Genomic DNA, 2,607 nt, shown 5'->3' with positions numbered 1-2,607 from the left:
CCCGCCGCCCGGCGGCGGGGGCCCGCGGGCGTGCGCCCCCGGGGTTTGCCCGCGCGCCCGTACCCCGGGCCCGGGCCCCGGCCCGCCTGGCCCCCCCGCCCCCCCCGGCCCGCCCCCCCGGCGGGGGGGGGCCCGACGTCTGTACAGGACACCTTGTCGATACGTCCTGACAAATCTATTGACATCACCTGGGGGTCGCTCCATAGTACGAGCACCTAGCGCGCGCTAGTAACGCGCGCTAGTCATATCGCTGAGCGGAGCACCACCCACGCCTGCCGCACACGACACCCGCCGCCGCATCAGGCGCTCCCAAGCCGCTCGCCCGCCGCCGGAACGGGTGCAGCGCCCGTTCGAGCCGACATCCCGTTTCCCCTGATCAGTACAGCGAGGTGCAAGGGACATGCACACACGTCACCGAGCCATCACCCTGACCGCGACCGCCCTGGCCGCCACCCTGCTCGTCACCGCCTGCTCCAGCAGCTCCGGCGGCAAGAAGTCCGAGGAAGGAGGCGGCGCCGCCTCCGCGGGCAAGGCCACCACCCCGCGCATGACCGTCGCCATGGTCACCCACGCCTCCCCCGGCGACACGTTCTGGGACCTCATCCGCAAGGGCGCCCAGGCCGCCGCCGCAAAGGACAACATCAAGCTCGTCTACTCCTCCGACCCCAACGCGGGCAACCAGGCCAACCTGGTGCAGAACGCGATCGATCAGAAGGTGGACGGCATCGCCCTGACCGCCGCCAAGCCCGACGCCATGAAGGACGTCGTCGCCAAGGCGAAGGCCGCGGGCATCCCCGTCGTCGGCTTCAACTCCGGCGTCTCCGACTGGAAGCAGCTCGGCATGCTCGAGTACTTCGGCCAGGACGAGAACATCGCCGGCCAGGCCTTCGGGCAGCGGCTCAACCAGCTCGGCGCCAAGCACGCCCTGTGCGTCATCCAGGAACAGGGCCAGGTCGCCCTCGAGGCCCGCTGCGCCGGTCTGAAGAAGGGCTTCTCCGGCAAGACCGACATCCTCTACGTCAACGGCACCGACATGCCCTCGGTGAAGTCGACCATCACCGCCAAGCTCAAGCAGGACTCCTCCATCGACCAGGTCGTCACCCTCGGCGCCCCCATCGCCCTGACCGCCGTGCAGTCCCTCTCCGACGCCGGCTCCAAGGCCAAGATCGCCACGTTCGACCTCAACAAGGACCTGGTCAAGGCCGTCCAGAACGGCAGCGTCGAGTTCGCCGTCGACCAGCAGCCCTACCTCCAGGGCTACCTCGCCGTCGACGCCCTGTGGCTGTACAAGACCAACGGCAACTTCAGCGGCGGCTCCACGGCCCCCGTCCTGACCGGCCCCGCCTTCATCGACAAGACCAATGTCGACCAGGTCGCCCAGTTCGCCGCGAAGGGCACCAGGTGATGAGCAGGACCCAGCATGCCGAGCCGGCGGTGACCTCACCGCCGGCCCCCGGCCGTCAGGAGACCGACGGCCGGACGGCCGAACGTCCCCTGGCCGTACGCCTGTTGGCACGGCCCGAGGTCGGCGTCTTCCTCGGTGCCGCAGCGGTGTACGTCTTCTTCCTGATCGCCGCCCCGCCGGTGCGCGACGGCGGTTCCATGGCGACCGTCCTGTATCAGTCGTCGACCATCGGCATCATGACGCTGCCGGTCGCCCTGCTGATGATCGGTGGCGAGTTCGACCTGTCGTCCGGTGTCGCTGTGATCACCTCCGCGCTCACCGCGAGCATGCTCAGCTTCCAACTGACCATGAACGTGTGGGTCGGTGTGATCGTCGCCCTCCTGGTGTCGCTGGCGATCGGCTTCCTCAACGGCTGGCTGGTCGTCAAGACGGGTCTGCCCAGCTTCCTGGTCACCCTGGGCACCTTCCTGATCCTCCAGGGCGTCAATCTCGCCGCCACCAAGCTGATCACCGGGAACGTCGCCACCGACGACATCAGCGACATGGACGGCTTCGGCCAGACCAGGAAGGTCTTCGCCTCGTCCTTCGCCGTCGGAGGCGTCCAGGTCAAGATCACCGTCGTGTACTGGCTGGTCTTCGCCGCCCTGGCCACCTGGGTGCTGCTGCGGACCAGGTACGGCAACTGGATCTTCGCGGTCGGCGGCAACAAGGACTCCGCGCGCGCCGTCGGTGTCCCCGTCACCTTCACCAAGATCTCCCTGTTCATGCTGGTCGGCTTCGGCGCCTGGTTCGTCGGCATGCACCAGCTCTTCACCTTCAACACCGTCCAGTCCGGCGAGGGCGTCGGCCAGGAGCTCATCTACATCGCGGCCGCGGTGATCGGCGGCTGTCTGCTGACCGGCGGCTACGGCTCCGCCATCGGCCCGGTCTTCGGCGCGTTCATGTTCGGCATGGTCAACCAGGGCATCGTCTTCGCCGGCTGGAACCCCGACTGGTTCAAGGCCTTCCTCGGCGTCATGCTGCTCGGCGCCGTAATGATCAATCTGTGGGTCCGCCAGTCGGCGACCAGGAGGTGAGCTCATGACATCCAGCAACGGAACCGCCCCGCACGGAGCGATCCTCGCGGACACCCCGCCGGAGGGCGGGGACACCCCGATCGTCGAACTCCGCAACGCGGGCAAGTCCTACGGCAACATCCGCGC

Annotated in this window: 2 protein-coding genes and 1 pseudogene; all 3 read left to right on the top strand. The window is 68.4% G+C overall.

Annotated features, from left to right (window positions below; genetic code table 11):
- The first annotated feature begins 400 nt into the window (after window positions 1-400).
- On the top strand, window positions 401-1,405 hold the full coding sequence (locus ABZ453_RS50970; RefSeq protein WP_359026874.1) for a sugar ABC transporter substrate-binding protein: 1,005 nt from the start codon (window positions 401-403) through the stop codon (window positions 1,403-1,405).
- Window positions 1,405-2,481 carry an ABC transporter permease gene (locus ABZ453_RS50965; protein ID WP_359026872.1) on the top strand — a complete coding sequence of 359 codons (1,077 nt, stop codon included), beginning with the start codon at window positions 1,405-1,407 and terminating at the stop codon, window positions 2,479-2,481. Before ABZ453_RS50970 ends, ABZ453_RS50965 begins: the two co-directional genes overlap by 1 nt.
- A 4-nt stretch (window positions 2,482-2,485) precedes the next feature.
- Window positions 2,486-2,607 (top strand): annotated as a pseudogene (locus tag ABZ453_RS50960) (sugar ABC transporter ATP-binding protein); the annotation flags it as partial.

This window comes from Streptomyces sp. NPDC005799 (assembly GCF_040630525.1).
In the GTDB taxonomy this organism is placed as follows: domain Bacteria; phylum Actinomycetota; class Actinomycetes; order Streptomycetales; family Streptomycetaceae; genus Streptomyces; species Streptomyces griseorubiginosus_B.
Note: the sequence above shows the minus strand (reverse complement) of the source record. Positions and strands in the feature narration are given on the sequence as shown.

Bases quoted from the DNA above. Each gene is read 5' to 3' on its own strand.
- ABZ453_RS50970 (WP_359026874.1), top strand. From the start codon at position 401: ATGCACACACGTCACCGAGCCATCACCCTGACCGCGACCGCCCTGGCC.
- ABZ453_RS50965 (WP_359026872.1), top strand. From the start codon at position 1,405: ATGAGCAGGACCCAGCATGCCGAGCCGGCGGTGACCTCACCGCCGGCC.